This is a genomic window from Microbacterium sp. X-17, from assembly GCF_039615055.1.
Genome location: NZ_JBDHNI010000003.1, coordinates 215,067 through 239,810, shown reverse-complemented (window position 1 = coordinate 239,810; position 24,744 = coordinate 215,067). Strand labels below are relative to the sequence as shown.

Here is a 24,744-nt window from a genome sequence, read left to right as displayed (position 1 = left end):
GGGCGGTCAGGTGGCGGGGCGGTCAGCGGTGGTGGCCATCCGCCGCGATCGGCCCCGGCCGGTCCGCGTACGTGCGCCCCGTGACCACGAGCCGCAGGATCGCGGGCGCGACGTCGTAGCGCTCCGCCAGCTCGGCGAGCGGCGTGCCCTCCGCGTACGCCTCCCGGATGCCGCGGACCTCCTCGTCGCCGAGCCGCCTCCGGTGGGCCGCGGCGATCGGGCCGCCGTGGGCGGCGTGCGAGCTGCCGCGCACGATGAGGCTGACCCGCTGCTGGCTGGTGCCGAACCGGCGGGCGATCTCGGTCTGCGACACCCCCGCGCTGTGCAGCCGCCGCATCTGGACGACCTCGTCGTCGTCGGCAGTCGCCTCCGCCACCCCGGTCGTCGCGCCGCGGACGACCGACGCGATCGTCCAGTGCGAGACGCCGAAGCTGTCCGCGATCGCTTGGCGGTCCTCCCCGGCGCGGACGCGCTCCCGGATGCGCTCCACCTGCTCGACGGTCAGCGGCCGGGCGCGCGTCGCCGCGCTGGACGTGAGCGGTCCGCCCACGTCCGCGAACGCGCGGCCGGAGGCGATGTTGGAGACCATCTGGTGCGAGATGCCGTAGCGCTCGGAGACCTCCGCGCGCGGGGCGCCGGCGGCGACGGCCTCCCGGATCGCGACCACCTCCGCGCTCGTCACCTTGCGCGCCTTGCCGGGCATGATCGGGCCGCCGGCCTCCTGGCGCGACCTCCCGGTCACCAGGCTCGACACGGTGTTCTGGCGCACGCCGTACTCCGCCGCGAGCTGCACCTGGCGTGCGCCGGCGGCGTACTTCTCGCGCAGCTCGCGCACCTGGGCGTCGGTGAGCGGGACGGAGGCCATGAGCCGAGAGTATCGGTGCGGGCGGGCGCGGAAAAGGCTCCGCGCGCGGCGCCGCTCAGTCGGGCCGGACGCGCTTGGCCAGCGGAGGCAGCGGGTCTCCACCGGCGGCGAGACGCGCCCGGTTGGCCTCCCGCAGCACCGACCAGGCGTCGGCGACCGGGCCGACGTGGGTCAGCTTGTCGGGGTTGATGACGGCGCGGATGGTCTGGACGCCGCCGCCCGCGATCTCCAGGACCATCGTGTTGACCACGCGGCCGTCGCGGTCGCGGAACACCGCGCCCGGCTGGCCGTTGACCTCGTGCGGCTCGACCGTCCCGCCGATCGTCGCGAACGGCCCGGCCAGCGCGATCAGGACTTTCGCGACCTCGCTAGCCCCGACGACGCGCCGCGCCCACTGCGGCGCCTTGCCTCCGCCGTCGCCGACGATCTCGACGTCGGCCAGGAGCAGCACGCGCAGCGCCTCCACGTCGCCCGCGCGGAAGGCGTCGAAGAACCGGGCGGCCAGGTCCTCGCGCTCGGCCCGGTCGGCGTCGAAGCGCGGCCGGCCCGCGTCCATGTGGCGGCGGGCGCGCACCGCGAGCTGGCGGCACGCGGCCTCCGACCGCCCGACGGCCGCCGCGATCTCCGGGAAGTCGAACGCGAACACCTCGCGCAGCACGAACACCGCCCGCTCCAGCGGGGTGAGCCGTTCCAGCAGCAGGAGGGCCGCCATCGACAGCGAGTCCGCCAGCTCCGCCGAGCGCTCCGGATCCTCGTACGGGTCGGAGAGCAGCGGCTCCGGGAACCAGGGCCCGACGTACGCCTCGCGGCGCACCCGGGCGGAGGAGAGCACATCGATGGAGACGCGGGTGACGATCGTCGACAGGTACGCCTTGACCGAGACCGGCTCGACGCCCGCCGCCTCGTAGCGCAGCCAGGTCTCCTGCACGGCGTCCTCGGCCTCCGTCACGCTGCCGAGGATGCGGTACGCGATCGAGAAGAGCAGCGGGCGCAGCTCCTGGAACGTCTCCTGCGTGCCCTCGGTCACCTCAGCCCCTCCGCGAACCCCTGCCGCCACGACGGGTAGCGCAGCTCCCAGCCCAGCTCGCGCTTGGCCTTCGCGTTGGAGAAGCCGCGTCCCTCGGTCATCATGATGACAGCCTGGTCTCCCGCGGCGATCCGCGCCAGCCACACCGGGATGCGCAGCGGCGGCTTGGCTCCGGCCGACTGCGCGAGGTACGGCAGCCACTCGCTCGCCGGGGCCGGGTCGTCGTCCACGATGTCGAACACGCCGGTCGCGCCCTGCTCCAGCGCGAGGACGGTCGCCGACGCGGCGTCATCCAGGTGGACCCACGAGCTGTAGCCCTGGCCGCGGCCGACGAGCGGGTACTGGCGGCGGCGCACGAGCTCCACCTGGTCGTCGGTCGCGCCGGGACCGTAGAAGGCGCCGTAGCGCAGGACGGTCCCGCCGAACGCGGTGACCGCGTCCTCGACGTGCTTCATCGCCCGCATCCCGGGTTCGGCGGGCGTGCCGGGGAGCAGGTCGAGCGGGTCGGCCTCCGTCTTCACCCAGCCGCCGTCGCGGAGGCCGTTCCAGCTCGCGTAGCCCTGGGCGAGGAAACGCGTCACACCCTGCGCCTCGGCCGCGGCCAGCAGGTGGTCGGTGCCCTCCGTGCGCAGCCGGTTGGTGCCGGCGAACCACTTGTCGGGATGCTTGAGGTCCGGCTTGCCCGCGTGCGCCGGGTTGATCGCGGTCATCTGGTGGATGATCGCCTCCGGCTCGGCCGACGCCACCGCCCTGCCCACGGAGGCGCCGTCCAGCCCGTCCATGACGACGCCCGCCGCGCCCATCGCCTCGATCGTCCCGAGCTTCGCCGCGCTCGTCGTCGACGCCGTCACCGCGTGCCCGCGCGCCACGAGCTGCGGCACCAGCCGCCGCCCGAGCACGCCGCTCCCACCTGCCACGAAGACCCGCATGATGTCCACCTTCCTGTTCGCTTCACCCCCTCAGACGAACCCGCCCCGTCCCCCGTGACACGCGCCCCGGTCTCCGCCGTCGAAACGGCCCAAAATAGGGATTGAATCGTTCCAGATCGCGATTATGCGCCGCCTCGACGGGTCATCCCGCGCTACCCTGGCGGCGAGTGGAACGGGAGGCGGCCATGAGCGAGAACGGGCGCGGGCGGGTGGTGGTGCAGTCGGCCTCGGTCGCGCGTGTGACTTCTCGCGCTACCCGGCGCCCTTGCGGCTCGCTACGCTGGCGGCCATGAGCGAGAACGGGCGCGGGCGGGTGGTGGTGCAGTCGGCGCAGTGGGGGTTCTTCTTCTTCATCGCGTACATCGGCGCGGCGGTCTACTTCGTGTCGGTCTCCGACGGCTCGTTCTGGGGCGTCGTGCTCGGACTGCTGCAGGCGATCGTCTGGCCCGCGTACGTCGTCTACCACGTGCTGGTCCTGCTGCACGTGTGACGCGGCGCCGGCGTCGGCGGCGGTCGCTAGGGTTGCGGGATGGGGCAGCAGACGATGACCGAGCTGATCGTCGCCGACGCCGCCGCGTGGCGCGCGTGGCTCGACGCGAACGAGGACGCCTCGGACGGCGTCTGGCTCGTGCTCGCCAAGAAGGGGACGACCGATCCGACCTCCCTCAGCTATGCGCAGGCGGTGGACGAGGCGTTGTGCAGCGGCTGGATCGACGGGCAGAAGCGCAGCCGCGACGCGTCGACGTTCGTGGAGCGGTTCACGCCGCGGCGGGCGGCGTCGCTGTGGTCGCAGCGCAACATCGGGCTCGTGGAGGCGCTGATCGCCGAGGGCAGGATGCGGGACCGCGGCCACGCCGAGATCGAGCGCGCCAAGGCCGACGGCCGCTGGGAGCGCGCCTACGCGCCGTCGAGCACGGCGGAGATCCCCGAGGACCTCGCCGCGGCCCTGGAGGTATCGGCCGCGGCCGCCGCGACGTTCGCGACGCTCAACGCGGCCAACCGCTACTCCGTCATCCACCGTGTGATCACCGCGCCCAGCGCGACCAGCCGCGGCAACCGGCTCGCCAAGCTGATCGGGATGCTGGAGGCGGGCCGGACGCCGCATCCGCAGTAGGGCTGACACCCGAACCGGGGAGCATCGCTGCGCGCCCACGCACCCTAGGCTCACTCCGTGACCGACACAGCACCGCAGCGGACCCAGTACGACCTGGTTCCCGGGATGACCGCCTACCGTCTCAACGCCATCCTGAAACGGGCGCAGTTCGGGGTGTACGCGGCAGCCATCGCCGCGGTGGTCTGGTACGTCTTCGCCCAGTCGACACGGGGAGGCTCCGCGGACAGGATCGTGACGTACCTGATCGTGCTCGTTCCGGTTCTGACCTGGATCACCATCAGCATCCTTCTCGTGCGGCGACGCGACGCCGCGGAGACGGCTGCCGGGTACACGACCCGCGCGGGCGTCCTCCATCAGTTCGACCAGGTGGACCCCCTGACCGGCGTCGTCATCCGCCGCGCGGGCTCCGCTGTGCTCACCAAGCCGGGGCGTCCGGCCACGGGAGACGCGACCGGACTGTCGGCGGGGGCGGTGCTCAACGGCGGGTCGTCGGGCGGGGTGCGGTTCGACGGTCGGTCCGGCAAGACCGGCGCGATGCTGATCGGAATCGTCGTGGTCGTCGCTGTGACGCTCGTGGTCGCGATCCCTCTCATCGCCGCGCCCCCGGACGGCGCCGACACCGGGTTTGTACTCGCGGTGCTCCTGCTCGTGCTCGGCCTCACGGCCGTCCTGATCGCGGCCGTCTACGGCGGCATTGCGCTCCGCACGCGCCAGAAGACCACCGCGGTCGCCAGGCGGCGCCCTGACGCGTTCGTCTTCCTCAGCCGCCGCACGCCGGAGCTGCAGGACGCGCTCGAGGAGCTGATGGGCAAGTATCCGAGTCTCGGACAGTCGGTCACTGTCTCCGTCGGCCCGCTCGGCGTCGAGCTGTGGCGCGGGTCCGCCGACGAGCCGCGGGTCGTCCTCCCGTGGAGCGCGATCGGTCACGTCCACCCGGGGCGTCTGCTCGTGGCGATCAACAATCGCGAGTTCCCGGCCCGCACCATCCACATCTTCCTCGCCGACGGCGCCCGCCTGGACGCGCCCCTCCCCGTCTACGGCCGGCACGGGATCACCGTCGCGGGCGCCGACCGCGCCAACCAGGTGCTCGACGCGTTCCGCCGCTACACGATGGTCGCCTGAGCGGCGCCCTCCCCGCTACAGTTCCCGGTATGAGCCACCGCACCGCGCGTCCCGAGGACGTGGACGCGGTCACCACCACCATCGCGCTCGCGTTCCGCGACGACCCGGTGTGGGGTCCGGCGCTCGTCTCCGCGGACGGCGGCACCGGCCACCTCCTCCCGTTCTGGCGCTTCTTCGTGGAGGGCGCCGTCGGCCACGGGACCGTCTCCCTCATCGACGGGCCGGACGGGGAGGCCGCGACCGTCGCCGTCTGGCTGCCGCCAGGCGCCGACGAGCTCACGCCCGAGCAGGAGCGCGACCTCGACGCCCTCCTGGTCGCGGCGCTGTCGCCCGAGCGGTACGCCGCCTACGAGCAGCTCTATTCGCTGTTCGACGACGCGCACCCGCACGAGCCCGACCACATGTACCTGAGCCTCCTGGCGACCCATCCCGGCCACCGCGGCCAGGGGATCGGGCAGCGGCTCCTCGCGGAGGACCTCGCCCGGTTCGACGTGGACGGCCTGCCCGCCTACCTGGAGTCGACCAACCCAGCGAACGACCACCGCTACGCGCGCGCCGGCTTCCGGCCGGTGGGCGGCTTCCGCGCGGTCCTCGACGGCGCCCCGATCACGACGATGTGGCGCGATCCGGCGGATCGGGGCTAGACGCTCGGGTCGCCTCTGAGGAAACCTCGGCGATGACGGTGCGCACCGCGTGCCGACCGGCCCCGAGGGAGAGACCCGATGACGCAGAACGACCCGACCGCCTCCATCGCCGACGCCAACCGCGCGCTCCTCGACGCCCTGCCGTTCGCCGACACCGGCGACTTCGCCGACGCCGACCGCGGCTACCTCGGCACGCTGGAGGACCCGGTGATCCGCGACGCCGACGGCAACGCGGTCTGGGACGCGGCAGCGTACGACTTCATCGACGGCGACGCGCCCGCCACGGTCAACCCGAGCCTGTGGCGGCAGTCGAAGCTGGTCGCCAAGCACGGCCTCTACGAGGTGGTCGAGGGCGTCTACCAGGCGCGCGGGCTCGACCTGTCGGTCATATCCTTCATCGAGTCGGACAACGGCGTGATCGTCGTGGACCCGCTCATCTCGAAGGAGACCGCCGCCGCCGCGCTCGGCCTGTACCGGGCGCACCGCGGCGACCGTCCGGTGGTCGCCGTGATCTTCACGCACAGCCACATCGACCACTTCGGCGGCGTGCTCGGGGTGGTGGAGGCCGCCGACCTGGAGGGCCGCACGGTGCAGATCGTCGCGCCGGACGGCTTCCTCGGCCACGCCATCGCGGAGAACGTCTACGCCGGCACCGCGATGGGCCGCCGCGCCGGCTACATGTACGGCGCCGCGCTCGACAAGGGGCCCTCGGGCCAGGTCGGCGCGGGCCTCGGCCAGACGACCTCCACCGGCGAGGCGGGCATCCTCGTCCCGACCGTCGACATCCGGGAGACCGGCCAGACGCACACCATCGACGGCGTCGAGATCGAGTTCCAGCTGGCGCCGGGCACCGAGGCGCCGGCGGAGATGCACTTCTACCTGCCGCGCTACCGCGCACTGTGCATGGCCGAGAACGCGACCCACAACCTCCACAACCTGCTCACGCTGCGCGGCGCGCTCGTCCGCGACCCGCACATCTGGTCCGCCTACCTGACCGAGGCGATCGAGCGCTTCGCCGACCGGTCGGATGTGCTGTTCGCCTCCCACCACTGGCCGACCTGGGGAGGCGACCGCATCCGGCACTTCCTCGGCGTGCAGCGCGACCTCTACGGCTACCTGCACGACCAGACGCTGCGCGGCATCAACCGCGGCTTCACCGGGGCGGAGATCGCGGAGGACTTCGAGCTGCCCCCGGCGCTGGTCGCCGAGTGGAGCACGCACGGCTACTACGGGTCGGTGTCGCACAACGTCAAGGCGGTCTACCAGCGCTACATGGGCTGGTTCGACGGCAACCCGGCGCGGCTGTGGCCGCACCCGCCGCAGGCGCTGGCGGAGCGGTACGTGGCAGCGATCGGCGGCGTGGACCGCGTCGTCGAGGTCGCGCGGGAGGCGTACGACGCCGGCGACTTCCGCTGGGCCGCGACCCTGCTCGACCACGCCGTGTTCGCCTCCCCGGAGCACGAGGCCGCCAAGGGGCTTTACGCCGACACCCTCGAACAGCTCGCCTACGGTTCGGAGAACGGCACCTGGCGCAACTTCTTCCTCTCCGGAGCGACGGAACTGCGCGACGGCAACTTCGGCACCCCCACCGCGACGGCGTCGCCGGCCATCCTCATCCAGCTCTCCCCGGAGCAGCTGTTCGACTCGGTCGCGATCCGCGTCGACGGCCCGCGCGCGTGGGACCTCGACCTGGAGTTCGACCTCACGCTGACCGACCTCGGCCGCAGCTTCCACCTCACCCTGCGCAACGGGGTCTTCGTGTACGTGGAGCGCGAGCCGTCGGGGGAGGCGCCGCTGCACCTGACGCTGACCAAGCCGCGGCTGCTGCGGCTGGTCGGGGGCGACACCGAGTCGGACGGGTTGGTGGTGGACGGCGACCTGGGGGTGCTGACGACGCTGATCGGGGTGCTGGATCAGGGGGATCCGGACTTCGACATCGTGGTGCCGTAAGGGGTCTCACCCCTGCTCGCCCCGCCCCTCCGCCAGCGCCTCCGCGACCGCCTCCTCCACGGTGAGCTCGCGCCCGTCCGCGATGGCGGCCGCGACCGCATCGCCGTCCGGCCCCGCGAGCAGGTCGTCCAGGTAGCGCTGGTGGAACGTGAACGTCGGCCCGTTGTGGAGGCCGCTGCGCTCGCGGAGGGCCTGCGCGGCCCCGGCCAGCTCGCCGGCGCGCTCGTCGTCGTGCAGGAGCGCCGCGACCGCGACCATGCCCTCCAGGCCGTACGCGATGCCCTCCGGGTGCCCGACCGCCGCGGAGATGGTGACGCTCAGCGCGAAGTCCGACCGCGCCGCCGCCACATCGCCCAGCATGAGCTCGGTCCAGCCGAGGTGGTAGGACGCGATCCGCTGGCCCACGCGGTCGCCGGACCGGTTCGTGAGCGCGAGGCTCGTGGTGAAGTTGTCCTGCGCCTCCGCCAGGTCGCCCTCCCGCAGCGCGACGCGCCCCAGCAGCACCAGCGCCATCGACTCGCCCCACACGCTGCCGGTCGACCGGTAGAGGGCGAGGGCGGCCTCCATCACCCGCCGGGCGCGCTCGGTGTCGGGCGTGTCGCCGGCGAGCAGCGCAAGGGCGAGTGAGATGGAGGCGATCCCCTCGCCGTTCGGGTCGCCGGTGCGGTGGAAGAGGTCGATGCTCTCGGCGAGGTCGGCGGCGACGCTGCCGTCCGGGTCCTTCCAGAACATGATCGTGCGGCTGAAGTAGAGCGCGATCGCGCGGGTGTGCGGGTCGAGCTCGTCGCCGGATGACAGCGCCTCCTCCATCCACGTGCGCACCTCGCCGAGGAGGCCGGTGACCCACCAGTACAGGTAGAGGCTGAAGGCGAGGCGCGCGGCCCGGTCCCAGTCGCGGCCGTCGAGCAGGAACCGCTCGGCCGCCCGCAGGTTGTCGCGCTCGTCGCCGAGCCGCTGCATCCACCGGCGCTGGCCTGTGCCGCGGAGGTCGTCCTCGGCGTCGTCCCCGAGCGCGAGGAAGTAGCGGGCGTGGGCGTCGCGGGTCGCCGGCTGCTCACCGCTGCGGGCGAGCTGCTCCCTGGCGTACTCGCGGACGATCGCCTGCATGGAGAACCGCGGCCGGTCGTCGCTGTCGTGCTGCCCGACGAGGCTGCTGTCGACGAGGGCGGCGAGGTTCTCGAGGACGTCGGTCGCACCCGCCGCCCCCACGAACTCCGCGGCCTCCAGCGTGAAGCCGCCCTCGAACACCCCCAGCCGGGCGAGCAGCTTCCGCTGGTCGCTGTCGAGCAGCTGCGTGCTCCACTCGATGGTCCGCCGGATGGTCTGTTGCCGGGCCGGGAGGTCCCGCGGCCCGCCGACCAGCACGGACAGCCGCCGGTCGAGCCGGTCCAGCAGTTCGGCGGGGGAGAGCACCCGCACGCGCGCCGCCGCCAGCTCGATCGCGAGGGGCACCCCGTCGAGGGCCTCGCAGACGCGCTCGACGGCCTCCTCGTTGTCGGGTGTGATCTCGAAGTCCGGTTTGACGGCGTGGGCGCGCTGGACGAAGAGGTCGACCGCCTGCTCGTCCGCGAGCGGCTCGACGTCGTAGCTCTGCTCGCCGCTGATCCGCAGCAGCACCCGGCTGGTGACCAGGATCGCGAGCTCCGGCGCCTCCGCGAGGAGGGTCGTGAGCGCGGGCGCGGCCTCCACCACCTGCTCGAAGTTGTCGAGCACGAGCAGAATGCTGCGCTCGCGCAGCGCGGTGGCCAGGTTCTCCATGATGGGTGCGTCCCCGGTGTCGCGGACGCCGAGGGACTGAGCGATGCGGCTGGGCACGCGCTCGGGGTCGTGCACGGCGGAGAGGTCGACGAACACGGAGCCGTCCTCGAAGTCCGGCGCCGATGCGCGGGCCGCCGCGATCGCGAGCCGGCTCTTGCCGATCCCGCCCGGACCGACCAGTGTCACGAACCGGGTCCCCTCCGCGAGCATCCCGTGGATCGAGGCGATGTCGCGCTCGCGCCCGACCAGCCCGGTGAGCGGCGACGGCAGCCGGACGGGGTCCGCCACGGCCGGATCGGGGCCCGACCGCCCGATGGCCGGCCCCGGCGCATCCGGCTCGCCGAGGAACAGGGGCCGGCTCTGATCGAACCGCTCGGCGAGGAGGATGGCGAGGTCGGCCTCCACCAGCCGGGCCAGCTCTTTGGAGGTCTCGAAGTACTTGTAGGCGGCGCGGTCGTCCTCGCGGATCCGGTTCAGCAGGCCGGTGAGCCGCTCGTCGCGGTGGTCGGACACCTTCACGTAGAGCAGCCGCGGCACGTCGTCGGGGCAGAGGTTGTACTCGTCCTCGAGCCCGGAGACCTCCTCGTCGGGCGCCACCCAGCCGTAGCGCTCCCAGTACAGCCCGAGGAAGACGTCGGACTGCTGGAGGTAGGAACGATAGAGCTCCCGGGGCGGGTGCGGCCGCGCGCCGAGCTCGAACATGACGGGAGCGAGGTGCAGCCGTTCGATGGCGGTCCTGGCAGCGTGCCGCTCGGCCGCGAGCTCCTGCAGCGTGGACGACACGAAGATGCGTAATCGCTGATCGGGAGTCCGGATTACATGAGGGTGGCTCATGTTATGTCATTGTGTTGCGTTCGTATGGAAATGTACAGGGGGCGGCCGAGCCCGTTCTACGGCTGCGCCTTCCCGCTTTGCGCCTTCCCGCCCTGGACCTTCCCACCCTGCGGCGTCGCCTCCGCCCCCTTCACCGGTCCGCAGCGCACCTGCGCCGTGTCGCACGCCGCGACGTCGGCGTCCATCCGGCTCTGCTGCCAGCCGCTCACGAAGTCGGCGTGCCCCGTGTCCGGCGGCCCCTGGGTCTGCGGGCCGGTCGAGAGGGTGATCCCCGCGCCGCTCGCGGTCGGGTACGTGACGTGCAGGACGAGTTGCGGGATGTGCACGGGGTGCGACGCCGGGCATCCCGTGGTCGTGGAGTAGGCCGCCCCTGCGCGATCCCGGCCGTCCATCGTGTGGCCGTCCCAGCAGTCCGGGAAGGTGATGACGAGCCGGAGCTGCGAGCCGGACGGGCAGTCGTGCGGCAGCGCGGCCCGTCCCGGACGGGGGTCGGAGGCGGTCGTCGTGCACGTCCAGTCGACCACGGACGTGCTCTGCGGAGCGGTCGCCGTCTCGTCGCCGGCGATCAGGCTGATGCCCTCCGGCATGGTCCGCGTGGAGGACGCGATTCCGGCCGGGGTGCGCCAGTAGAGCAGTGTGCGCTGCGGGACCAGGGCCGCGCCGTCCTGGTAGACGACCGGCGTCCAGTACGCCGAGGCGTCGGCGGAGGTCGAGCAGGTGGTCGAGCCGGCGCGGAGCATCGCTGCCGTGGAGGAGGCGTTCACCGCCGGATTGCCGAAGAAATCGTGCTGCATCGACATCCCGGTCATGCCGGGCATCATGATCGGATCGTTCGGCGCGGTGGTCGACCGGGTGCAGGTGTCGGTGAAGATGCCCGGGTTCGAGCCTCCCGCGGGGAAGCCTGTCGTGTCGACCGGGGGAGGCGGGGCCGACGACGCGACCGTGGCAGCGGTGGCAGCGGCGGCGCCCGCGGCGAGGACGAGCGCGGCGCCGAACGCGATCAGCAGGGCGGCCGGGCTGCTGAGACGGGAGGTGGAGGACATGCGCCGAGTCAACGCCCGGTGTGTTCGGGCGGTGCGCGGGGAATGTAAGGAAACGGTAAGACCGCGCCGGAAACGGCCGTGCCCCGCCGCGCGACCAGGGAAGATGGTCAGGTGAGTGAGGAGAGAGGGCTGGTGCTCGTCGTGGAGGACGAGGCCGCCATCGTCGAGCTGGAGCGGCTGTACCTGTCCGGCGCCGGCTTCGGCGTGCACGTCGAGACCGACGGGCACGCGGCGCTGGCCGCGGTGGATCGGCTGCGGCCCGCGGCGATCGTGCTCGACGTCGGCCTCCCCGGCCTCGACGGCATCGAGGTCTGCCGCGCGCTGCGGGCGCGCGACGACTGGACCCCCGTCATCTTCGTGACCGCGCGGGACGACGAGATCGACCGCGTGGTCGGCCTGGAGCTGGGCGCGGACGACTACCTCACCAAGCCGTTCTCGCCGCGCGAGCTCGTCGCCCGGGTCAAAGGCATGGTGCGGCGTGCGGCCGGGCCGGTCCCCGCACCCACCCGCACGGTCGGCGGCGTGAGCATCGACGGCGCGCGGAGGCGCGTGGAGACCGCCTCCGGACGGGTGGAGCTCACGGCGACCGAGTTCGACCTCCTCGACCACCTGATGAGCCAGCCCGGCCGGGTCTTCACCCGCGAGCAGCTGCTCTCGTCGGTGTGGGGAGTCGCCGACTACAGCAGCAGCCGCACCGTGGATGTGCACATCGCGCAGTTGCGCGTCAAGCTCGGCGACGCGGCCGGGATCGTGCGGACGATCCGCGGGGTCGGCTACAGCGTCGCGGACGAGGGCTGAGGGCATGGCCCGGCGCACGCGGCTGTTCGGCTCGCTCAGCGCGCGCTTCACCCTGGTGACGTTCGCCGTCGCCCTGATCGCCGTGCTGGTGACCGCTCTCGTCGCCGTGCAGGTGGTGCAGACGGTGGAGCAGAACCAGGCGCGCCAGCAGCTGAAGGCGCAGGCGGCGGCGCTGGTCGCCTCCGGACGCGCGGCCGAGGGACGGGTGGGTGTGGTCGGCGACCGGTTCGCCGTCGTCTCGCCCGACGGCACGGTCACCGGCGCGGCGCGCGGATCGGTCGGCTCCGACGTGGTGCGGCTGCTCCAGGCCGGCAAGACGGTCTCGGCGAACACGACCCTGAACGGCAAGGATGCGGTGCTGGTCGGCATCCCCGGCCCGAACGGCGGCGGGATCGTCGGGGTGCGCAAAGTGGCCGACATCGCCGCGGGCGACGCCGAACTGCTCCGCGGCATCGTGCTCGCCCTCGCGATCGGCCTCGCGGTCGCCACCGCGGCCGGTGTGCTGCTCGCGCGACTGCTCGGCCGCCCGCTGCGCCGGGTGGCCGACAGCGCGCGGGCACTGGCCGGCGGCCGGCGCGGGGTCGCGATCGAGACGCAGTCGGTCGCCGAGATCGACGACATCGCCCAGGCGCTGCGCACCCTCGACACCGCCCTGGCGACGAGCGAGGACCGCCAGCGCGAGTTCCTGCTGTCCGTCTCGCACGAGATCCGCACGCCGCTGACCGCCATCCGGGGGTACGCCGAGGCGCTGGCGGACGGCGTCATCCCTCCCGCCGATGTCGCGGAGGCCGGGCGGACCCTCTCGGCCGAGTCCGAGCGGCTGCGGAGGTTCCTCGACGACCTCCTGGAGCTGGCCCGGCTGGAGGCGGACGACTTCACGATCCTGCCGCAGCATTTCGACGCCCGCGACACCGTCGGCGCCGTGGTGCGGGCGTGGGCCGGAGCGGCCGGGGGCGCGGGCGTGGCGCTCCGCGCCGACCTGCCGGGCGACCCGATCCCGGTGCACACCGACGAGATGCGGCTGCGGCAGATCCTCGACGGGCTGGTCGAGAACGCGCTGCGGGTCGCTCCCGCCGGCACCGAGATCGTCATCGTCGCCGGGCTCACTCCGCACCGGGTCGTCGAGCTCGCCGTCCGCGACCGGGGACCGGGCCTGAGCGCAGAGGACACCGCCGTCGCGTTCGACCGCGGAGCCCTCCACGCCCGCTATCGCGGAGCGAGGCCGGTCGGCACCGGCCTCGGCCTCTCCATTGCGCGAACGCTCGTCGGCCGGCTCGGCGGCTGGATCGCCGCGGCGCCTGCCGAGGGCGGAGGGACCGAGTTCCGGGTGACTTTACCGTCCTCTGACATTCCGTGAGCCTCGCCCTGATCTGCGCCTGACACGGTTGTGCCATGAACACGAACGACGCCGCGGGCGACGAACATCCCACCGAGCCGCTGCCGTGGTGGGCGGAGCGGCCGGATGCCGGGGACGCCGGCGACACCGAGCCGTTGACGCCCGCTGCACCGATTCCACCGGTGGCGGCGACGGCGCACGCAGCGCCCGCGGCGTCCGTTCCGCTTGTCGCGTCCGCGACTCCAGCGGGCCGGGCGGTCACGGACTCGATGAAGTCCGCCGACGCCGACCGCCCCTCGTTCCTCCGCCGCCACGCGATCGGTCTCTCCATCGCGGCCGCGGCGGTCGCGATCGTGGTGGTCGCGGGCGGAACGGCGTGGGGAGTGTCCGCGGCGATCGCCGGGGGCGACTCCGCGGCCCCCGTGGCGATGAACGCGGCGCACGCCAAGAAGGGCGCGACCTCCGCCAAGCAGAAGCACGCCCACGGCACCGTCGGAACCGTGACCGCCCTGTCGGGCGGCTCCTGGACGATTCAGTCGGCCGCCGGCGCGACCGTCACGGTCACCGTCGACTCCAGCACCGCCTTCGGAACGGCGAAGAAGCCGGACACCGCCTCCTCCTTCGCCGTCGGCGACCGGGTCGGCGTGATCGGAGCACGCAGCGGCGACACCGTCACGGCGACGCGCATCGTCCACCTCGGAGCGGGCAAGCACGGCACGACGGCCAGCCCGGCTCCGACGCCGAACACCTGACCGGCGGTCAGCCGCAGAGGGACACTCCGGGCGAGGTGAGGATGACCGAGCGGTTCTGCTCGGCGAGGGCGTCCGAGTAAGACCCGGACGCGTCCGTCTCGCTCCGCCAGCCGCACCATTGGAAGCCGACGCCCGCCGTCGCGAGCTTGGCCTCCGGCACGCCGAGCGACACCAGGGCGGCCTTCACCGCGTTCGCGCGGCGGAGCGACAGCGCGGTGTCGACGGTGTTGTTCGTGGCCTGGTCCTTCGACGCGGTGCCGGTGATCGTGATCACGCCGCCGGCCTGCTCGATCGACGGCGCGAGCGTCGAAAGGAGCTGCTGCGCGGCTGCGGGGTCGGAGAACGTCGCGGTGTCCTTGACGAAGTGGAGGTCGCTGTTGCGGATGACCACGGGATGCGACCAGTCCGTCTTGGTCGCCACGGCCTCCACCGGCACGGGAGTCACGGCGGGCAGCCCGGTCGCGGCCGCGCCGGACGCCGGCTCGGGCAGCAGCGAGAGGGTCCCGCCCGCGGCCGTGATGACGGCGGTCCAGATGGCGGCCAGGTTGCTGCGCGCGGGGACGGTGAGCGGCTGCTGCGCTCCCGCCGTGTCGTCCATCCCGGACCAGTAGACGGTGACGCCCTTCAGATCGGTGGGGAGGAGGTTCCGCGAGCGGAGGTCGGAGACCACCTGCGCCGGGTCGGCGTAGAGCAGGCCGCTTCCAGCGAAGTTCAGGGGGTCGGCGGTCTGGAGGCCGTTGCCGATGACGAGCACGCCGAGCGGATGGTCGCCGAGGTCTCGGGCGGCCTGGCCGATCGCGCCGAGGAAGTCCACCTCCGGCGTCGCGGCTTTGAGGCCCGCGAGATAGCTGCCGATCTGGGTGAGCTTGGTGCGCTGGTCGTTCTGGCAGACGATCGCGTCCTGCGCGCTGGAGCCCAGCGACGTGGTGCCCATCGTCTGCGGCGTGCCCGAGGGGATGACCACCGTCACGCTGCCGTTGGTGGTCCCTGCCGCCTTGAGCTGGTCGGTGGCGCTCGCGGGCACCGCGACGGCGGGGGCGTTGGCGGTGCTTCCCGCGACGACGCCGAGGTTGCGCTTGTGCGACTGGTCGCACGCCTGGCCGGCGGCGGTCGCCGACGTGCACGCGGTGAGGCCGGCGCCCACGGCGAGGACTCCGGCGACGGCGACGAACGCGCGGAGAGAGCGGGAGCTCGTGCCGCCTCTCATCGCTCGAGCCCGGTCGTCGAGGACGGCCACGTCGGCGCGGCCTCCGGCCCCTCCATCGCTGCGGCCTCCGGTGCCATCGGCACCGCCGGCGTCGGGGCCGAGGCCTCCACCACGCGCCGCGCGCGGAGTTCGCGGATGAGCTGGCTCGTGCTCTCCGGGTCCCGTTCGCGCTGGGCGAGACTGGTGGCGAGGCGGGCGCGGATGACGTCCACCCGGGAATGGAACGTGACGCGCGCGCCCGTGTAGCGGACGGCATCGTGGGCGTCGAGTTGGGCGGCGTGGCGGGCGGCTTCGTCCGCCTTCACCGCTTCGGCGAGCAGCCGGTCGCGGTGGGTGCGGAGCTTCGCGACGTGCGCGTGCGCCTTCTCCGCGGCGGTCAGCAGCGGCCGGGTGGTCAGCCAGGCGACGACGAAGCTGATCGTCCCGGAGGTGGCGAGCACCCCGAGCATGAGGAACGCCATCAGCGTGTCGGGCGCGGTCCACGAGAACGTGGGCGCGCTCGTCGTCCCGCCGCCGACCAGGCCGGTGAGGCCTCCCGAGCTCGCCGCGTCCATGCCCGCCTTGATCCGCGCGACCGTGATCGCCGTCAGCAGCGCCGCCCAGACCAGGAGCAGGGCGACCGAGACCGCGATCCAGCCGTGGGACATCACGCGCGCCTGCACCCGTCGCAGCAGGATCGCCGACACGTGCGGCAGCGAGACGACCGCGAGGGAGATGCCCAGCGTGATCACGTACATCTGCAGCCCGATCGAGCCGTACTGGCTGTCGTTCCGCAGCAGCAGCGTCAGCGCCTGGGCGAGCAGGAGGTAGTCGACGGCCAGCATCGCCAGCAGCAGCACGTAGACCAGGACGTGCGCGGCCGGCGACAGGTGGCCGACACTCGGGCGGACCCGCGGGGGCTTGGTGACGATGTCTCTCGGCATGCGATCCTCCTAGGCGTAACTGTGCAGCTCGGGGTCGCCGCCGGCGAGCTTGGCGTCGAGGCTGGCGGCGTCCTGCTCGGCGCGGCGGATGTCGGCCTCCGTGCGCTCCAGCGCGTGCCGGATCAGCTCGACCCGCGACTGCGCCTCGGCCAGGCGGGCGGAGCAGTCGGAGACGTTGCGGGTGCGCTGGCGTTCCAGATCCGCGACCCCGACGCGCTCGAACGCGGCCAGCTCGTGCTCGAAGACCTCCAGCGTCTCGACGTCGACGGCGCCGCGCAGCCGCCGCAGCCGCCAGAGCAGCCGCCGTCGCAGCCCCGCAGTGGAGGGGACCCGGTACTCGGTGATCCTGTCACGGTGACGCATCGACGCTCCCTGGTTCGGTGGATGGTGACGTGGGTGGTGTGAACGCTTGGACGGAGCCCGCGGGATGCCAGCGGTCGACGGAGGTCTCCCGGCCGGCCAGCGAGTCGGCGCGATGCAGGGCCGGCGCCCGGACGGGCACGAGGCGCGGCGACAGCGCCCGCAGGTACGCGCTCCAGTAGACGGCGATCTTCTCGTCGGAACGGTCGAAGTGGCTCGTCGCGCGCAGCCGTGCGGCGGTGAAACGGGCGTGGATGCGCGCGCCGAGCTGCTCCGACCGGGCGTGGCGGGCGGCGATCCGGCGGCGCAGCCGTCGCAGGTCCTGGAACGCGACGCCCTCGCCCTCCGTGATGCGGGTCGCGGCGCGGTCGGCGGGCGGCAGGGCGTCCAGCCGCTCGTCGTAGGCGTCGAGGTCGGCGGTCAGCGCCTGGGACAGTTCGTGCTGCTCGGCGAGGTCCCGCCGGGACCGGGCGAGGAAGCGCTGCTCCTCGCGATGGGCATACGCGTTCGCCCTGGCCTGGAGGGCGGCGACGGTCGGCGTCGGCTCGGCGCCGAAGGCGGCCTCGTCCGCCGGATCGGTGAACCCGCGGGCCCCGGCCGGCTCCGCGCTCCGCGGTCGCACGGCCTCCGCGTCACGGCGCGCCCGACGCTCCAGCCGGCGCCGGGCGAACGGTCCGAGGCGGAGCGGTTGGGTCCCCATAGCGGGGGAGCGTACGAAGCGATGCTGAGCGCTTCCTACGTTTCCGGTGACGATGTGCCGTGTGAGACCGAACTGTGACCTGCGCCGGGAGGGCGCGGGACGACCGTGCCGGACAGGGCAGGATGGACGCATGGAGACGGTGCTCGAACTGCGGGACGTGACCTTCCGGCGTGACGGCCGCCACATCCTGGAGGACATCGGCTTCGCCGTGCGCGCGGGGGAGCACTGGGCGCTGCTCGGCCCGAACGGCGCCGGGAAGAGCACGGTGCTCGGGTTCTGCGGCGCCGTCGCGTTCCCGACCTCCGGAACGGTCGACGTGCTCGGCCGGCGGCTCGGACGGGTCGAGCTGCAGGAGCTCCGCCGCCACATCGGCCACGTCAACCCGCGTCATCCCGTGCGCTCACCGCTCACCGTGACGGAGGTCGTCCTCACCGGGATCACCGGCACGCTGGAGCCGCCGATGCGCTGGGAGCCCGCAGCCGGGGAGGTCGCCCGCGCCCGCGACCTGATCCGCACGATCGGCCTGGACGGGCTGCGCGACGCCCGCTGGCCCACGCTCTCGCAGGGGGAGCGCGGCCGGGCCCTGATCGCGCGGGCGCTCGTGTCCGAGCCGCGGCTCCTGCTGCTGGACGAGCCGACGACCGGCCTCGACGTCGCCGCGCGGGAGCAGCTCCTGGAGACCATCGACGGGCTGTCGGTCGCGGTGCCGGACCTGGCGAGCGTTCTCGTCACCCACCACCTGGAGGAGCTGCCGGAGACGACCTCGCACGCCCTGCTGCTGTCGCACGGGCGCATCGTCGCGGCCGGCCCGATCGCGGAGGCCGTGACCACCGGGACGGTGAGCGCGGCGTTCGAGCACCCGATCCGGGTGGAGCGCGAGGAGGGGCGGTGGAGCGCGCGGGCGGTGCGGAGCGAGGCCGCTCAGCGCAGTTCGAGCAGCAGCTCCTCCACGGGCCTCCCGGCGCCCGCCGCGTAGGACGTCTCCCGGCCGGTCTCCACGAACCCGGCACGTGCCAGCACCCGCTGCGAGCCGATGTTGGCCGCGGCGACCCGCGCGTGCAGCGGCCGCCCGGGCTCGGCCGCGACGAGCAGGAGGAGAGCAGCGGTCGCGATGCCGTTGCCCCAGAGCTCGCGGCGGATCCAGTAGGTGACCTCCCGGTCGCCGTCGAGGGTGAAGGCCGCGACCGTCCCCGCGAAGCCGCCGTCGGCCTCCACCGCGCGCATCGTGATCGCCGGATCGCCGAGGTGGCGCCGCCACCGGGCGTCGAAGTCGGCCCGGTCGTCGGGGTCGGCGGCGGTGAACGCCGCCATCCGCACGGCCTCCGGGTCGCGCATCATCTCGAAGGCGGCGTCGGCGTCGGCGTCGGTCACCGGCCGCAGTCGCACACGCATGCCGCGATGCTAGCGGGTGGCGGCCGGTAGACTCACACGCCGTGCCCCCTCTCGCGACCGCCGACGACGGTGTGCCGATCGCGTTCGAGGAGCGCGGGAGCGGCGTTCCGCTGCTGCTCATCGCCGGGCAGGCGACCGGGATGCACGGCTGGGGACCGTTCGCGGACGCCCTCGCCGAGGGCTTCCGCGTGATCGTGTTCGACCACCGCGGCATCGGCGACAGCGGCGCGGGCGACCCAGCCGCCTACAGCACGCGGCAGTTCGCCGACGACGCGCTCGCGGTGCTGGACGAGGCGGGGGTCTCCGCCGCGCACGTCCTCGGGCACTCGATGGGCGGGCGCGTGGCGCAGTGGCTCGCGGCCGAGCATCCGTCCCGGGTCCGCCGGCTGGTGCTCATCGGCACGACGGCCAGCGACCGGGCCGGGGGAGCGGACGACCGGCGCGACCCGGCCGTCGTCGGCGACCTCCTGAGCGGCGACCGGGACCGGATGCTGCCGCTGTTCTTCGACGCGGACTGGGCGCGGGCCAACCCGGGGGCGGTGGCCGGGTTCTTCGACCGGGTCGCGTCGCGGCCGGCGCTGCGCGGGCACTTCGCCGCGAGCCGCGACCACGACGCGCGGGAGGAGCTCGGCCGGATCCGCGCGGAGACCCTCGTGATCCACGGCCGCGGGGACGCGCTCACGCCGGTGGCGCACGCGCGGCTGCTCGCGGACGGCATCCCCCACGCCCGGCTGCTGGAGCTGGACGCGCGGCACGGGCTGCACCTGGACACGCCGGAGGTCCTGGCCGCCGTCCGCGCCTTCCTCGCCACCCCCTGAAAACCACCCGCCGAGGGGCACGTGCTCAAATGAGCAATTGTCACTTCGGGGTGGTGCGAGACCCGGAGGGAGGAGCATCCTTGCTCCCGTCGCCGTGCGTGCCCGGCCGTCGGCGGCACTCACCAGAAACCCGTACCCGAACAGGAGCACCACTATGTCTCTCACCGAGACCGCCGTCTCGGATCGCTTCCGCGATCTCGCCGCCCGGCTGACCGGCCGTGTCGTCACCCCCGCCGATCCCGACTGGGACCTCGAACGGCAGGGCTGGAACCTCGCCGCCGACCAGCGCCCGGAGGCCGTGGTCGTGGTGGCCGACGCCTCCGACATCGCAGTGGTCGTCGGGTTCGCGCGCGACCGCGGCCTGCGCGTCGTGCCGCAGGGCACCGGCCACCTCGCCGCGCCGCTCGGCGACCTCGCCGGCTCCGTGCTGCTGCGCACGTCCCGGCTGCGGGAGGTGGAGGTCGACGTCGTGGGCTCCAGCGTCCGCGCGGGCGCCGGCGTGCTGTGGGGCGAGGTCACCGCCGCCCTCGCGCCGCACGGCCTCGCCGCCCTCGCCGGCTCCTCGCCGGACGTCGGCGTCGCCGGCTACCTGCTCGGCGGCGGCTACAGCTGGATGGCGCGGGAGCGCGGTCTCGGCTGCTCGGCGGTCACCGCGATCGACGTGGTCACGGCCGACGGCCGGCAGCGGCACGTGACGGCCAGCACCGAGCCCGACCTGTTCTGGGCGCTGCGCGGCGGCGGGGGCAACGTCGCGATCGTCACGGCGCTTACCTTCACCGTGTTCCCGGTCGCTACCGTGTACGCGGGGATGCTTCTCTACCCGATCGCGCGCGCGGGGGAGGTGCTGCGCGCCTACGAGGGGTGGACGCGCGACCTGACCGAGGCGGCGACGACCTGCGTGCGGCTGCTGCACATCCCGCCGCTGCCCGACCTCCCGGACTTCCTGCGCGGGCAGGCGTTCGTCGGTGTGGACGGCGCGATCGACCTGCCGGAGGACGAGGCCGCGGCGGTCCTGGAGCCGCTGCGCGCGCTCGGCCCGGCCATCGACACGTTCGGCGTCCTCCCTGCCGCGCAGCTCGGGCTCGTCCACATGGACCCGCCACAGCCGGTGCCGGCAATCGGCGACGGCCTGATCCTCGACGACCTCCCGGAGGCCGCGATCGAGGCGCTGCTCGCGCTCGCCGGCCCCGGGGCGGACACCGCGCTGCTGGCGATCGACCTGCGGCACCTCGGCGGAGCGGCCGGCCGTCCGGCCGAGGACGGGGGAGCGGTCGACCACTTCCCCGGCCGCTTCCTCGCCTACGCCGTCGGGATGCTGCCCGACCCGGCGCTCGCCCCGGTGCTCATGTCCCAGGTGGCCGCGATGCGCGCGGCGCTGGAGCCGTGGATGAGCGCGCGCGACTACTCCAACTTCCGCGAGGCCCCAGCCTCGCCGTCCCGGTTCTACGACCCGGCGACGCTGGAGCGGCTGCGCGCGATCAAGCAGGCGTACGACCCGGAGCGCGTCATCCGCACCGCCCACCCGCTCGACTGACCCCGACCGCCCGCCGAAGGGCACGTAAACGCCCCTAAAACGCGGTTTTAGGGCGTTTACGTGCCCCTCGGCGAGGTGCTTGGAGGGTTCAGCTGAAGTCGCCGGCGCGGACGGCGTCGACGAAGGTCGCGTAGTCCGCTTCGGACTGGTTCGCGTACGAGTGCGCCCACTCGGCCACCGCCCGCACGTACGAGCCCCCCGTGCCCATGTACCCGGCGGCGAACTGCGCCTTCGGCGAGCGCGCGTGGGCACGGCCCAGGACGACGGCACACGACTGCGCGTAGTCGCCGAACTGGACGCGGTTCATGTCGGCGATCTCGAACGACGCGTTCCGGTTGCGGAAGATGCGCATGTAGAAGCTGTAGTCCTCCACATTCAGGTAGCCGAGGAACGGGTCGGACACCGCCTGCAGGATGCGCTGGCAGCCGACGACCCGGTAGCCCTGGTGCAGCGCCTCCAGGTCCGGGTCGAGGTAGCCGACCACGGGCACGACTCCGCCGTACTGCTGGATGACGGAGCGGCTGGCCTCCTTGAGCTGGAGGATGAGCACGTCGCCGGTCGGGTCGCCGAGCGCGATGATGAAGCAGCGCGTCCCGACGCTGCCGACGCCGACCACGCGGCGCGCGGCGTCGAGCACCGTGTACTGGGACAGCATCAGCGCGAGGTTCGTGGGGACCGTTGCCCGATACGCGGTGAAGACCGACTCGATGAGTGTGCGGATCTCCGGCTCCAGCCGGGTGAGCACGGGCGGGTTCTCGACGAACTGCACGCCCCCGTCGCCGCCCTCCTCCAGGGAGCGCCGGGCGACGCGCTCGCTCGTGCGCTTCTCCGACTCTTTGAGGGTTCTCTTGATCATGCGCTCGCTGTCCGGACTGAGGATCTGCCTGTCCACCAGGCTGGTCGGCCGGAAGTACCGGCCGATGAGCGTCTGCTGGAGGGCGTTCCGCAGGGAGTTGCGGTACATCGCGGCCGCCGAGACCACGATGGAGCGCAGGTCGGAGCCGCCCATGCCGAGCGAGCGCCCGGCCAGGACGACGCTGGCCAGCAGCCGCCGCACGTCCCACTCCCACGGGCCGACCGACGCCTCGTCGAAGTCGTTGATGTCGAACACCATCGCGCGCTCCGGGGACCGGTAGATGCCGAAGTTGCTGATGTGCGCGTCGCCGCAGATCACGACCTCGGCGCCGGAGGTCGGGGCCTCGCGCATGTCGGCGGCCTGCAGGGCGGCGGTGCCGCGGTAGAAGGCGAACGGGTCGGTGCTCATCCGCTGCATGCGCAACTGCACGAGGTTCGGGAGCCGCGACTCGTTCTGCTCGTGCAGGATGCCGAGCGGGTCGCGCCCGGGCGGCGGCGTGTACTCCGCCTGCGCGGACCGCGGCACCTGCGAGCGGGCCGCGCGGCCGGCGTCGTAGAGCTCGGTTTCGGTGAGCGGGGTCGCGATGGTCGTCATGACGCACCTCCTGGGTGGCGCTCATGGTAGCTCGGTGGGCGGCGGGCGGGTAGACGGTTCCCGTTAGTCTGGACGCCGTGGATCACACGGACGGGACAGACCGGGGCGACTGGATCGAGCACCGCCGCCACGACGGCGAGCGCGTCGGCTGGATGCGCCCGTCCGGCGACCTCTTCGTCCCCGTCGACCTGCTCGGCCGCGACCTGGGCGGCCCGGTCGGCTGGCTGGAGGCGGAGGAGGCGCTCGACGCCGCGGGCATCGGCTACCTCGCCGAGCTGTACGAGCTGCGTCAGCCGGACGGCTCGTGGCTGCGCGTCCGGCTGGCGGAGGTCTCGCCGGAGCGGATCGTCGCGAAGAAGGACGACTTCGGCGCGGTCGGCGCACCCCAGCTCTACTACCCGCTGCCGTTCCCGGCGCCGGAGGGCCTGCGCGTGCTGCGGCGCTGAGCCGGGGCTGGTGCGGCGCGACGGCCGCGGGCTACCATCGGGCAGATTTTCCGGAGGTGGCGGCATGGCGAATCGGTGGGGCGCGGTCACGGTGCTCGCGTCGGCGCAGTTCGTGATGACGCTCGACAGCACCGTGATGAACGTCTCCATCTCGACCGTCGTCAAGGACCTCCACACCACCATCTCCGCCATGCAGGCGTGCATCACCTTCTACACGCTGACGATGGCCGCCTTCATGCTGCTCGGCGCGAAGCTCGGGGACGTCTGGGGCCGCCGGCGGGCGCTCGTCATCGGCTCGATCGTGTACGCCGTCGGCTCCGGCACCACCGCGCTCGCGCCGAACATCGTGGTGCTTTTCCTCGGCTGGTCGGTGGTGGAGGGGCTGGGCGCCGTGCTGGTCATCCCGGCCATCGCCGCGCTCATCGCGGATAACTACTCGGGGCACGCGCGGGTCACGGCGTTCGCCACGATCGGCGCCGCGTCCGGCGTGGCCGTCGCGGTCGGGCCGCTGATCGGCGGCTTCCTCACCACCTACGCGAGCTGGCGGTACGTGTTCGCGGGCGAGGTCGTCATCATGGCGATCGTGCTGCTGTTCCGCAACGTGGTCTCCGACAACGGCGAGCGCCTGCGCATCCGGATCGACATCCTCTCGGTCGTGCTGTCCGCCGCGGCGCTCGTGCTCATCGTCTACGGCCTCCTGCAGACGAAGACCTGGGGCTGGATTCTGCCGACCCAGCAGGACATCAAGATCCTCGGGATCTCGCCGGTGCCGTTCATCGTCGGGCTCGGGGCCGTCCTGCTCTGGCTGTTCTTCCTCCGTCAGCGCCGGCTGATCCGGCTCGGGAGGCCTCCGCTGCTGAACACCGCCATCCTGCGGCTCCGGCAGCTCCGCGCGGGCGTCGGGAGCCTCGGCATCCAGTACACGGTGACCGCCGGCCTGTTCTTCATCGTCCCGATCTTCCTGCAGCTCTCGCTGGGGCTGGACGCGCTGTCGACCGGGCTGCGGATCTTCCCGCTGTCGGTCGCGCTCGTGCTGTTCTCCATCCTCGGGACCGCGCTCGCGCGGCGGCTGTCGCCGAAGCTCATCGCCCGGATCGGCCAGTACGGGCTCGTGCTGTCGAGCCTGGTGCTGCTCGGCTCGGTGGACACGAAGCTCGACAACTGGATCTTCGGCACCGGGATGTTCCTGGCCGGAGCGGCCCTCGGCCTGCTCGCGTCCCAGCTCGGCAACGTGACCATGTCGGCGGTGGGGGACGACGAGCTCAGTGAGGCGGGCGGAGTCCAGGGGGTCTACCAGAACCTGGGATCGTCGCTCGGGACGGCACTGATCGGCTCGGTGATGATCGCCTCGCTCACCACACTGTTCAGCGGCGGGGTGGCGGCGAGCACCCTCCCGAGCTCAGTGCAGCAGCAGATCGCGGCGGAGACGCAGGCCGGCGTCGCGGTGGTGCCGGTGGCCGACGTGCCGAAGATCGCGACGGACGCCGGCCTCTCCCAGGATCAGGCGAACGAGCTCTCGTCCATCTACAGCACGTCGCAGCTCGACGCACTGCGGCTGTCGTTCGCGGCGCTGGCGATGGTCTCGCTCGGCGCGGTGTTCTTCTCGCGCAACCTGCCGTCGAGCGTGCTGGGGAAGCCGGACGGCGAGGCGAGCGAGGAGGCGGAGGAGGAAACTCCGTCCCGCTGACAGGTCTGGTGCCGCGCTCGCGCCCGGAGCTAGCATGCGGCCGTCAGCGCCGCCC

Annotated in this window: 24 protein-coding genes; 13 read left to right on the top strand and 11 right to left on the bottom strand. The window is 73.1% G+C overall.

What is annotated here, in order from left to right; genetic code table 11:
• Nucleotides 1-22 precede the first annotated feature (22 nt).
• Genes ABCS02_RS15485 through ABCS02_RS15475 form a run of 3 tightly spaced genes read right to left on the bottom strand, consistent with a single transcriptional unit; the run spans nt 23 to nt 2,821 of the window.
• Entirely contained in the window at nt 23-865 is an 843-nt protein-coding gene (locus tag ABCS02_RS15485; protein ID WP_345836561.1) for a hypothetical protein, read from the bottom strand.
• Between the two features lie 55 nt (nt 866-920).
• A complete protein-coding gene (locus tag ABCS02_RS15480; RefSeq protein WP_345836560.1) occupies nt 921-1,892 on the bottom strand; it encodes an RNA polymerase sigma-70 factor in 972 nt (323 codons plus the stop codon).
• Complete coding sequence (locus ABCS02_RS15475; protein ID WP_345836559.1) at nt 1,889-2,821, bottom strand: NAD(P)-dependent oxidoreductase; 933 nt, start codon at nt 2,819-2,821, stop codon at nt 1,889-1,891. Before ABCS02_RS15475 ends, ABCS02_RS15480 begins: the two co-directional genes overlap by 4 nt.
• A gap of 289 nt (nt 2,822-3,110) precedes the next feature.
• Between ABCS02_RS15475 and ABCS02_RS15470 the strand changes: the two genes are divergently transcribed.
• From ABCS02_RS15470 to ABCS02_RS15450, 5 genes are all read left to right on the top strand, one after another.
• Nucleotides 3,111-3,311 carry a hypothetical protein gene (locus ABCS02_RS15470; protein WP_185278082.1) on the top strand — a complete coding sequence of 67 codons (201 nt, stop codon included), beginning with the start codon at nt 3,111-3,113 and terminating at the stop codon, nt 3,309-3,311.
• Nucleotides 3,312-3,350: 39 nt separating this feature from the next.
• Complete coding sequence (locus ABCS02_RS15465) at nt 3,351-3,935, top strand: YdeI/OmpD-associated family protein (protein WP_345836558.1); 585 nt, start codon at nt 3,351-3,353, stop codon at nt 3,933-3,935.
• 57 nt (nt 3,936-3,992) lie between these two features.
• The gene (locus ABCS02_RS15460) at nt 3,993-5,057 is read left to right on the top strand and encodes a hypothetical protein (protein WP_345836557.1); all 1,065 of its coding nucleotides are present in this window, start codon (nt 3,993-3,995) and stop codon (nt 5,055-5,057) included.
• 29 nt (nt 5,058-5,086) lie between these two features.
• A complete protein-coding gene (locus tag ABCS02_RS15455) occupies nt 5,087-5,701 on the top strand; it encodes a GNAT family N-acetyltransferase (RefSeq protein WP_345836556.1) in 615 nt (204 codons plus the stop codon).
• A 78-nt stretch (nt 5,702-5,779) separates the two neighbouring features.
• Complete coding sequence (locus ABCS02_RS15450) at nt 5,780-7,651, top strand: alkyl sulfatase dimerization domain-containing protein (protein WP_345836555.1); 1,872 nt, start codon at nt 5,780-5,782, stop codon at nt 7,649-7,651.
• Nucleotides 7,652-7,657: 6 nt separating this feature from the next.
• Here the strand turns inward: ABCS02_RS15450 and ABCS02_RS15445 are convergent, their stop codons facing one another.
• Both ABCS02_RS15445 and ABCS02_RS15440 read right to left on the bottom strand, forming a co-directional pair.
• A complete protein-coding gene (locus ABCS02_RS15445; protein ID WP_345836554.1) occupies nt 7,658-10,192 on the bottom strand; it encodes a DUF4062 domain-containing protein in 2,535 nt (844 codons plus the stop codon).
• Nucleotides 10,193-10,299: 107 nt separating this feature from the next.
• Nucleotides 10,300-11,286 (bottom strand): DUF1996 domain-containing protein, encoded by a 987-nt coding sequence (locus ABCS02_RS15440; protein WP_345836553.1) that lies wholly within the window; start codon nt 11,284-11,286, stop codon nt 10,300-10,302.
• Between the two features lie 111 nt (nt 11,287-11,397).
• On the opposite strand from ABCS02_RS15440, the gene ABCS02_RS15435 reads away from it, so the two are divergent.
• Genes ABCS02_RS15435 through ABCS02_RS15425 form a run of 3 tightly spaced genes read left to right on the top strand, consistent with a single transcriptional unit; the run spans nt 11,398 to nt 14,172 of the window.
• Nucleotides 11,398-12,084: a response regulator transcription factor gene (locus tag ABCS02_RS15435; protein WP_345836552.1), complete on the top strand. Its 687-nt coding sequence runs from the start codon at nt 11,398-11,400 to the stop codon at nt 12,082-12,084.
• A 4-nt stretch (nt 12,085-12,088) separates the two neighbouring features.
• Nucleotides 12,089-13,441, top strand: a complete 1,353-nt coding sequence (locus ABCS02_RS15430; RefSeq protein ID WP_345836551.1) for a HAMP domain-containing sensor histidine kinase — start codon at nt 12,089-12,091, stop codon at nt 13,439-13,441.
• 35 nt (nt 13,442-13,476) lie between these two features.
• Nucleotides 13,477-14,172, top strand: coding sequence for a DUF5666 domain-containing protein (locus ABCS02_RS15425; RefSeq protein WP_345836550.1), 696 nt, complete (start codon nt 13,477-13,479; stop codon nt 14,170-14,172).
• A gap of 7 nt (nt 14,173-14,179) precedes the next feature.
• On the opposite strand, the gene ABCS02_RS15420 is transcribed toward ABCS02_RS15425, so the two are convergent.
• Genes ABCS02_RS15420 through ABCS02_RS15405 form a run of 4 tightly spaced genes read right to left on the bottom strand, consistent with a single transcriptional unit; the run spans nt 14,180 to nt 17,362 of the window.
• Nucleotides 14,180-15,379, bottom strand: a complete 1,200-nt coding sequence (locus tag ABCS02_RS15420) for an OmpA family protein (RefSeq protein ID WP_345836549.1) — start codon at nt 15,377-15,379, stop codon at nt 14,180-14,182.
• Complete coding sequence (locus ABCS02_RS15415; RefSeq protein ID WP_345836548.1) at nt 15,376-16,302, bottom strand: hypothetical protein; 927 nt, start codon at nt 16,300-16,302, stop codon at nt 15,376-15,378. The genes ABCS02_RS15420 and ABCS02_RS15415 overlap by 4 nt, the downstream gene beginning before the upstream one ends.
• 9 nt (nt 16,303-16,311) lie before the next feature.
• The gene (locus tag ABCS02_RS15410; RefSeq protein WP_345836547.1) at nt 16,312-16,665 is read right to left on the bottom strand and encodes a hypothetical protein; all 354 of its coding nucleotides are present in this window, start codon (nt 16,663-16,665) and stop codon (nt 16,312-16,314) included.
• Nucleotides 16,652-17,362 (bottom strand): hypothetical protein, encoded by a 711-nt coding sequence (locus ABCS02_RS15405; RefSeq protein WP_345836546.1) that lies wholly within the window; start codon nt 17,360-17,362, stop codon nt 16,652-16,654. The genes ABCS02_RS15410 and ABCS02_RS15405 overlap by 14 nt, the downstream gene beginning before the upstream one ends.
• 130 nt (nt 17,363-17,492) lie before the next feature.
• On the opposite strand from ABCS02_RS15405, the gene ABCS02_RS15400 reads away from it, so the two are divergent.
• Nucleotides 17,493-18,338: an ATP-binding cassette domain-containing protein gene (locus tag ABCS02_RS15400; RefSeq protein ID WP_345836545.1), complete on the top strand. Its 846-nt coding sequence runs from the start codon at nt 17,493-17,495 to the stop codon at nt 18,336-18,338.
• Here the strand turns inward: ABCS02_RS15400 and ABCS02_RS15395 are convergent.
• Nucleotides 18,284-18,754, bottom strand: coding sequence for a GNAT family N-acetyltransferase (locus tag ABCS02_RS15395; RefSeq protein ID WP_345836544.1), 471 nt, complete (start codon nt 18,752-18,754; stop codon nt 18,284-18,286). The two genes, ABCS02_RS15400 and ABCS02_RS15395, sit on opposite strands and share 55 nt — an antisense overlap.
• A gap of 41 nt (nt 18,755-18,795) precedes the next feature.
• On the opposite strand from ABCS02_RS15395, the gene ABCS02_RS15390 reads away from it, so the two are divergent.
• A complete protein-coding gene (locus ABCS02_RS15390) occupies nt 18,796-19,572 on the top strand; it encodes an alpha/beta fold hydrolase (RefSeq protein WP_345836543.1) in 777 nt (258 codons plus the stop codon).
• 154 nt (nt 19,573-19,726) lie between these two features.
• Nucleotides 19,727-21,106 carry an FAD-binding oxidoreductase gene (locus tag ABCS02_RS15385; RefSeq protein WP_345836542.1) on the top strand — a complete coding sequence of 460 codons (1,380 nt, stop codon included), beginning with the start codon at nt 19,727-19,729 and terminating at the stop codon, nt 21,104-21,106.
• A gap of 88 nt (nt 21,107-21,194) precedes the next feature.
• Here the strand turns inward: ABCS02_RS15385 and ABCS02_RS15380 are convergent, their stop codons facing one another.
• Nucleotides 21,195-22,556, bottom strand: a complete 1,362-nt coding sequence (locus ABCS02_RS15380; protein WP_345836541.1) for a DUF2252 domain-containing protein — start codon at nt 22,554-22,556, stop codon at nt 21,195-21,197.
• Between the two features lie 152 nt (nt 22,557-22,708).
• On the opposite strand from ABCS02_RS15380, the gene ABCS02_RS15375 reads away from it, so the two are divergent.
• Nucleotides 22,709-23,002 (top strand): hypothetical protein, encoded by a 294-nt coding sequence (locus ABCS02_RS15375; protein WP_345837323.1) that lies wholly within the window; start codon nt 22,709-22,711, stop codon nt 23,000-23,002.
• A gap of 64 nt (nt 23,003-23,066) precedes the next feature.
• Nucleotides 23,067-24,689 carry an MFS transporter gene (locus tag ABCS02_RS15370; RefSeq protein ID WP_345836540.1) on the top strand — a complete coding sequence of 541 codons (1,623 nt, stop codon included), beginning with the start codon at nt 23,067-23,069 and terminating at the stop codon, nt 24,687-24,689.
• Nucleotides 24,690-24,744 lie beyond the last annotated feature (55 nt).

Bases quoted from the DNA above. Each gene is read 5' to 3' on its own strand.
- ABCS02_RS15415 (WP_345836548.1), bottom strand. From the start codon at position 16,302: ATGCCGAGAGACATCGTCACCAAGCCCCCGCGGGTCCGCCCGAGTGTC.
- ABCS02_RS15470 (WP_185278082.1), top strand. From the start codon at position 3,111: ATGAGCGAGAACGGGCGCGGGCGGGTGGTGGTGCAGTCGGCGCAGTGG.
- ABCS02_RS15430 (WP_345836551.1), top strand. From the start codon at position 12,089: ATGGCCCGGCGCACGCGGCTGTTCGGCTCGCTCAGCGCGCGCTTCACC.
- ABCS02_RS15370 (WP_345836540.1), top strand. From the start codon at position 23,067: ATGGCGAATCGGTGGGGCGCGGTCACGGTGCTCGCGTCGGCGCAGTTC.
- ABCS02_RS15405 (WP_345836546.1), bottom strand. From the start codon at position 17,362: ATGGGGACCCAACCGCTCCGCCTCGGACCGTTCGCCCGGCGCCGGCTG.
- ABCS02_RS15450 (WP_345836555.1), top strand. From the start codon at position 5,780: ATGACGCAGAACGACCCGACCGCCTCCATCGCCGACGCCAACCGCGCG.
- ABCS02_RS15485 (WP_345836561.1), bottom strand. From the start codon at position 865: ATGGCCTCCGTCCCGCTCACCGACGCCCAGGTGCGCGAGCTGCGCGAG.
- ABCS02_RS15375 (WP_345837323.1), top strand. From the start codon at position 22,709: ATGCGCCCGTCCGGCGACCTCTTCGTCCCCGTCGACCTGCTCGGCCGC.
- ABCS02_RS15440 (WP_345836553.1), bottom strand. From the start codon at position 11,286: ATGTCCTCCACCTCCCGTCTCAGCAGCCCGGCCGCCCTGCTGATCGCG.
- ABCS02_RS15475 (WP_345836559.1), bottom strand. From the start codon at position 2,821: ATGCGGGTCTTCGTGGCAGGTGGGAGCGGCGTGCTCGGGCGGCGGCTG.
- ABCS02_RS15425 (WP_345836550.1), top strand. From the start codon at position 13,477: ATGAACACGAACGACGCCGCGGGCGACGAACATCCCACCGAGCCGCTG.
- ABCS02_RS15380 (WP_345836541.1), bottom strand. From the start codon at position 22,556: ATGACGACCATCGCGACCCCGCTCACCGAAACCGAGCTCTACGACGCC.
- ABCS02_RS15420 (WP_345836549.1), bottom strand. From the start codon at position 15,379: ATGAGAGGCGGCACGAGCTCCCGCTCTCTCCGCGCGTTCGTCGCCGTC.
- ABCS02_RS15465 (WP_345836558.1), top strand. From the start codon at position 3,351: ATGGGGCAGCAGACGATGACCGAGCTGATCGTCGCCGACGCCGCCGCG.
- ABCS02_RS15395 (WP_345836544.1), bottom strand. From the start codon at position 18,754: ATGCGTGTGCGACTGCGGCCGGTGACCGACGCCGACGCCGACGCCGCC.
- ABCS02_RS15455 (WP_345836556.1), top strand. From the start codon at position 5,087: ATGAGCCACCGCACCGCGCGTCCCGAGGACGTGGACGCGGTCACCACC.
- ABCS02_RS15410 (WP_345836547.1), bottom strand. From the start codon at position 16,665: ATGCGTCACCGTGACAGGATCACCGAGTACCGGGTCCCCTCCACTGCG.
- ABCS02_RS15400 (WP_345836545.1), top strand. From the start codon at position 17,493: ATGGAGACGGTGCTCGAACTGCGGGACGTGACCTTCCGGCGTGACGGC.
- ABCS02_RS15385 (WP_345836542.1), top strand. From the start codon at position 19,727: ATGTCTCTCACCGAGACCGCCGTCTCGGATCGCTTCCGCGATCTCGCC.